Origin of the sequence: Dietzia sp. E1 (assembly GCF_014145015.1) — a bacterium.
Classification (GTDB): Bacteria; Actinomycetota; Actinomycetes; order Mycobacteriales; family Mycobacteriaceae; genus Dietzia; species Dietzia cinnamea_A.
Map to the genome: position 1 here is coordinate 1 of NZ_JAALDU010000517.1, position 6,039 is coordinate 6,039.

At 68.5% G+C, this 6,039-nt stretch carries 6 protein-coding genes; 2 read left to right on the forward strand and 4 right to left on the reverse strand.

Annotated elements, in window-relative coordinates; genetic code table 11:
- Positions 1-83: 83 nt before the first annotated feature.
- Positions 84-500 (reverse strand): cytochrome c oxidase subunit 4, encoded by a 417-nt coding sequence (locus tag G6030_RS14885; protein WP_007632898.1) that lies wholly within the window; start codon positions 498-500, stop codon positions 84-86.
- 36 nt (positions 501-536) lie between these two features.
- Complete coding sequence (locus tag G6030_RS14890) at positions 537-1,655, reverse strand: cytochrome c oxidase subunit II (RefSeq protein WP_182643655.1); 1,119 nt, start codon at positions 1,653-1,655, stop codon at positions 537-539.
- Between the two features lie 227 nt (positions 1,656-1,882).
- Between G6030_RS14890 and asnB the strand changes: the two genes are divergently transcribed.
- Positions 1,883-3,808 carry an asparagine synthase (glutamine-hydrolyzing) gene (asnB, locus tag G6030_RS14895; RefSeq protein WP_007632900.1) on the forward strand — a complete coding sequence of 642 codons (1,926 nt, stop codon included), beginning with the start codon at positions 1,883-1,885 and terminating at the stop codon, positions 3,806-3,808.
- Between the two features lie 34 nt (positions 3,809-3,842).
- Here asnB and G6030_RS14900 read toward each other — a convergent pair whose 3' ends face one another.
- Positions 3,843-4,820 carry a carbohydrate kinase family protein gene (locus G6030_RS14900; protein WP_182643656.1) on the reverse strand — a complete coding sequence of 326 codons (978 nt, stop codon included), beginning with the start codon at positions 4,818-4,820 and terminating at the stop codon, positions 3,843-3,845.
- 73 nt (positions 4,821-4,893) lie between these two features.
- A complete protein-coding gene (locus G6030_RS14905; RefSeq protein WP_182643657.1) occupies positions 4,894-5,241 on the reverse strand; it encodes an iron-sulfur cluster assembly accessory protein in 348 nt (115 codons plus the stop codon).
- A gap of 165 nt (positions 5,242-5,406) precedes the next feature.
- On the opposite strand from G6030_RS14905, the gene G6030_RS14910 reads away from it, so the two are divergent.
- The coding region (locus G6030_RS14910; protein WP_182643658.1) for a DUF3043 domain-containing protein at positions 5,407-6,039 on the forward strand (633 nt) is incomplete at its 3' end.

Below are 6,039 nucleotides of genomic sequence, written 5' to 3' on the forward strand. Positions count from 1 at the left end.
GGGCCGCCGGCGCGCGGCGAAAAGCGCCGGGGCCCGACGTCGCGGACAGCGACGCCGGGCCCCGGCGGAAGACGATCAGAAGGTCAGTGCTTCTCGCGACCCCAGTGGTACTCGAACACCAGACCGGAGGCGCAGAAGATCACGCCGAGGGCGCCACCGATGAGCACCCACCAGTTCCAGAACGCCGCACCGTAGCCGATGACGAAGACCGAGAAGGCCAGCAGGAACGGCCAGAAGCTGTGCGGGCTGAAGAAGCCCAGCTCACCGGCACCGTCGGAGACCTCAGCCTCCTCGTAGTCCTCGGGCAGGGTGCTGATGCGCCGCGCCACGAAGCGGAGGTAACCACCGATCAGCAGGCTCAGGCCGGCCGAGAGCACGAGGGCCGTGGTACCGACCCACTCGACGCCCGTCCGCGACGTACCGGTGAGGTACGCGTACGCGATGGCCAGGATGGCCAGGAAGATAAACAGTGCGTCAAAGATTCGTACTGTTGCGCTCATCGTTCAGAAATCCTTCGCGTGATACCGGGAGAACCGTCAGTTAGCTGACGCGGTCTCGATGGTGTTGTTCTGGTCGCGGGTATCGCTGCGGCCGGTCTTGAACGGTGCAGTGGAGATCGAGTACGGCTCCTCCCCGATGGACTCCAGCGCCTCCGCGTTGGTCGCGGTCGGGTTGGCCTGGCGGAATTCGATGTAGTCGGCGAACGCCTCCGGGGAGACCGCACGCAGCTCGAAGTTCATCATCGCGTGGTAGATGCCGCACATCTCGGCACAGCGGCCGACGAAGGCACCCTCGCGCTCGATCTCCTCGATCTGGAACATGCTCAACTGCTGGTTCTTGCCGGGGTGCGGCATGACGTCGAGCTTGTAGATGAACTCGGGGATCCAGAACGAGTGGATCACGTCCGCCGACGCGAGCCGGAACTCGATGCGGGTGTCGGTCGGCAGCACCAGGACCGGGACCTCCTCGGAGGTGCCCACGGTCTCGATGTTGTTGTAGTGCAGGTACGACTTGTCCTCGGCGAGACGGCCGTGGATCGGGCCGCCGGCGGCGGGCTCACCCTCGTGCCCGAGCGCCTCGCGGGCCTCGTCGGACAGCACACCGGCCTCCTCGGCCTGACGCTGCGCCTCGACGTTGGTGCCATCCTCGATGCTCGCGCCGGCCACATCGACCTTGTTGTAGCCGAACTTCCAGTTCCACTGGTACGCGGTGACGTCGACCTTGACGCCGACCTCCTCCTCCGGACGGAGGTCGAGGACTTTGTTCTGGGTGACCACGGTGAAGTAGAAGAGCACCGAGATGATCACGAACGGCACAGCCGTGTAGATCAGCTCCAGCGGCACGTTGTACGCCGTCTGCCGCGGGAACTCGCCGTTGTCGTTCTTCCGCTTGCGGTAGGCGGCCATCGACCAGAAGATCAGGCCCCACACGAAGAACCCGACGATCAGCGACGTGATGACGGTGCCCGTCCAGAACTCGCGGATCGCGACGCCCTCGGGGGTGACACCGGTCGGGAATCCGAAGTTGATCGTCTGGTTCCACCACTTGTTGTCGGTGTGGAGGCTACAACCGGACAACAGCAAGCCCAATGAACCGAGAGCCACCGCGAGAGTCGCCCTGCGCGTCCGACGACGCCCGTCACGCTGTTCCACCATCACGCCTTCCTGATCAGCGGCACCGGCCACGTGGCCGGGACACCTTAGAAGAGTAGACCACGGCTCTCAGAATGAAAGCCGCGGGTCCGGCAATTCACCCGCGAGGCCCCCACGCCGTCCGCCGGGACGGGCGGGAACCCACGGACCAGTAGTATTCGAACGCGTCCGGACCCGCGCAGGCGGGTCATCACGGACGCTACGACGACGATGGACGAGGTACCCGACGAATGTGTGGCCTGCTCGGTCTGATCACCCCTGACGGCTCCGCCCGTACCCACGAGGCCCGCGTGCTCGGCGCCATGGGGTGCCAGCGCCACCGCGGGCCCGACGAGGTCGGCACCTGGGTCGACGGCGACATGGCCTTCGGGTTCAACCGCCTGTCGATCATCGACATCTCGCACTCACACCAGCCGCTCCGCTGGGGCCCGCCGGAGCAGCCCGACCGCTACGCGCTGGTGTTCAACGGCGAGATCTACAACTACCTCGAGTTGCGGGACGAGCTGCGGCGCGAGTTCGGCGCCACCTTCGAGACGGAGGGCGACGGCGAACCGATCATCGTCGCCTTCCACCACTGGGGCCCCGCGGCGGTCCGCCGGCTCCGCGGCATGTTCGCCTTCGCCATCTGGGACACCGTCGAGCGGTCGCTCTTCGTCGCCCGCGACCCCTTCGGCATCAAGCCCCTGTACATGGCGACAGGGCCCGGGGGAACCGTGTTCGCGAGCGAGAAGAAGTCGATCACCGAACTGATCGACCTCGTCGTCGTCGACACCTCCCTCGACACCCGCGCCCTCCAGCACTACGTCACCCTCCAGTACGTCCCGGAGGACGAGACCCTCACCCGCGGCGTCCGGCGCCTCGAGTCCGGGTGCCACGCCACCCTCACTCCCGGCGGCGAGCCGGTCATCGAGCGGTACTTCGAACCCACCTTCCCCGTGGCGCCCGTCGCCGACGGCGACGCCGAGCGCCGCTACGACGAGATCGCCGCGGCCCTCGAGGACTCCGTCGCGAAGCATATGCGCGCCGACGTCACCGTCGGATCGTTCCTGTCCGGCGGTATCGACTCCACCGCCATCGCCGCGCTGGCGCGGCGCCACAACGAGAACCTCCTGACGTTCACCACCGGCTTCGAGCGCGAGGGGTACTCGGAGATCGACGTCGCCGCCGAGTCCGCGGCCGCCATCGGGGTCGAGCACATCGTCAAGGTCGTCTCCCCCGAGGAGTTCGCCGCCGCGATCCCCGAGATCATCTGGCACCTCGACGAACCGGTCGCCGACCCCGCCCTGGTGCCCCTGTACTTCGTCGCCCGTGAGGCCCGCAAGCACGTCAAGGTCGTGCTGTCCGGCGAGGGCGCCGACGAACTGTTCGGCGGCTACACCATCTACAAGGAGCCGCTGTCGCTCGCGCCGTTCGAGAAGGTCCCCGGCGCCCTACGTCGCGCGCTCGGCAGGGCCAGCGAGCTGATCCCCGAGGGCACCCGGGGCAAGAGCCTCCTGCACCGCGGGTCGATGACCCTGGAGGACCGCTACTACGGCAACGCCCGCTCGTTCTCCGAGGAGCAGGTCCGCTCCGTCCTGCGCGACTACCGCCCAGAGTGGAGCCATCAGGACGTCACCGCGCCCATCTACGAGCGCTCCCGCGGCTGGGACCCCGTCGCGCGCATGCAGCACCTCGACCTGTTCACGTGGCTGCGCGGCGACATCCTCGTCAAGGCGGACAAAGTCACCATGGCCAACTCCCTCGAACTGCGCGTGCCGTTCCTCGACCGCGAGGTCTACGAGGTCGCCTCCCGGCTGCCGTACACCGAGAAGATCGCCCACGGCACCACCAAGTACGCCCTGCGCAAGGCGCTCGAACGGATCGTGCCCGCGCATGTGCTGCACCGGCGCAAGCTCGGCTTCCCCGTGCCCACGCGCCACTGGCTGGCCGGGCCGGAACTGCACGACTGGGCGCGCGAGCACGTGGCGGCGTCGGGCACCGACGAGTACGTGAACAAGGACGCCGTGATGCGCATGCTCGACGAACACCGTCGCGGCGACTCCGACCACAGCCGTCGGATCTGGACCATGCTGTGCTTCATGATCTGGCACGGCATCTTCGTGGAGGGGCGCATCACCCCCGACATCGAGCGGCGCGAGTACCCGGTCCGCCTCTGAACCCGGGGGCGGGCACGGCGGACCGGGCGGCGGGTCAGGCCGGGAGGAGCGAGGAGATCTCCTCGGCCGCCTCGTCGCCGTAGGTGTCGGCGAGGCGGCGGCGCGCGGCCGCCGGGTCGATGGTCCACTCCTGGGTGCCGGTGGTCTCGAGGACGTGCGTGGCGATGAGCGCACCGAACTGGGCCGAGCGCTCGAGCGACAGTCCGTCGAGGACACCGCTGAGGAAGCCGGCGCGGAACGCGTCGCCCACGCCCGTCGGATCGAGCAGGTTGTCCGACGGGACGATCCCGACCTCGATCGGCTCGGAGCCCTGCTCGACGATCACCACGCCCTTGCCGCCGCGGGTCGTGACGCGGGTGCCGACCCTGGCGTCGAGTTCGGCCGCCGTCCAGCCGGTCTTGTTGAGCAGCAGCTCGTACTCGTACTCATTGGTGAACAGGTAGCGCGCACCGTCCACCAGGGCGGCGGCCGCCTCGCCGTCGAGGAACGCGAGCTGCTGGGAGGGATCAGCGGCGAAATCCAGGCCCAGCTCGCGGCACTCCGCCGTGTGGGAGTTCATCGCGGTCGGGTCGTTGGCGCCGATGAGGACGATCTCGGGGCGGCCGATCCGCTCCACCAGGCGGGCCAACGAGATGGTGGCGGCCTCCCCCATCGCGCCGGGGTAGAACGACGCGAGCTGCGCCATCTCCGAGTCGGTGGTGCACACGAACCGGGCGGTGTGCAGGGCAGAGCTGATGTGGACCGCCGAGCAGTCGACGCCGTGCCGCTCGAGCCAGTCGCGGTAGTCGGCGAAGTCCTCGCCCGCCGCGCCCACCAGATGGGGCTGACGACCGAGCACGCCGAGCGCGAAGGCGATGTTGCCACCGACGCCGCCGCGCCGGATCTGTAGCGAATCCACCAGGAAGCTCAGCGATACGTGCGCGAGCTGGTCCGGCAGGAGCTGCTCGGAGAAGCGACCCGAGAAGGTCATGAGGTGGTCGGTGGCGATGGAACCTGTGATGACGACGGGCATGCCCCAGACAGTAGACGACCCGGACCGATGCGTGATCGGTCCGGGTCGTCAGGCGGTCAGCGCGACCGAGGGGTCAGTTGAACGAGTCGCCGCAGGCGCACGAACCGGTGGCCTGGGGGTTGTCGATCGTGAAGCCCTGCTTCTCGATGGTGTCGACGAAGTCGATCGAGGCACCCACGAGGTACGGGACGCTCATGCGGTCGACGGCGAGCTTGACGCCACCGAAGTCGTCCACCACGTCGCCGTCGAGCGAACGGTCGTCGAAGAAGAGCTGGTAGCGCAGGCCCGCGCAGCCACCGGGCTGGACGGCGATGCGCAGGGAGAGGTCGTCACGACCCTCCTGATCGAGCAGGGCCTTGGCCTTGGCGGCGGCGGCCTCGGTGAGCAGTACGCCGGTGGCGGTGTTCTCCGCAGTGGTCATGTCGGTTCTCCTTGCGATCCGAGAGGGCTTCGGGGACGTATGCAGGTTCCAACGTCCACCGGGGAGTCCTCTATTCCCCGGCTCCCGTTCCCCTCCACACGATACGCCTGCCACCTCGTACGGGTGAATGTCCGGCACAACCGGGGATCGCCTAGCCTTGAGTGCGTGAAGTTGCGCGCATTCGGCTCCAGAGACGACGAGACCGGCAAGGACTCCCCCGCCCCCGAGGCGGCGACGGAGTCGACGCCCGAGCCCGCCGTCGACCCGCGGCGTCCCGCGGGCAAGGGCAAGCCCACGCCCCGCCGCCGCGACCAGGAGCGCGCCCGCGGGATGCGCCAGGGGCCGGTCACCGCTCCGCTCACCCGCAAGGAGGCGAAGGAGCGCCGCAAGGCAGCGCAGGCCTCCATGACCAAGGAGGAGCGCCGCGCCGCGAAGGCCGAGGAGCGCGCCGCCCGCGAGGAACGCCGCCAGCTCATGATGGAGGGCGACGACCGCTACGTCCTCTCCCGCGACCGCGGCGAGGTCCGGCGCTTCGCCCGCGACTGGGTGGACACCCACCGCCGACTCATCAACTGGTTCATGCCACTGGCGCTGTTCGTCATCGTCTTCCAACTCATCCCCAACCCGGAGCTGCTGGCGTTCAGTCAGACGCTGTTCCTCGTCCTCATCGCGGTCGTCGTGATCGACGGCGTGCTCCTCGGCCGAACCGTGAACAAGGCGGTCCGCGAGCGGTTCCCCGACACCGACGACACCGGTTTCGGCATGGGCTGGTACGCGGTCATGCGCGCGACCCAGCCG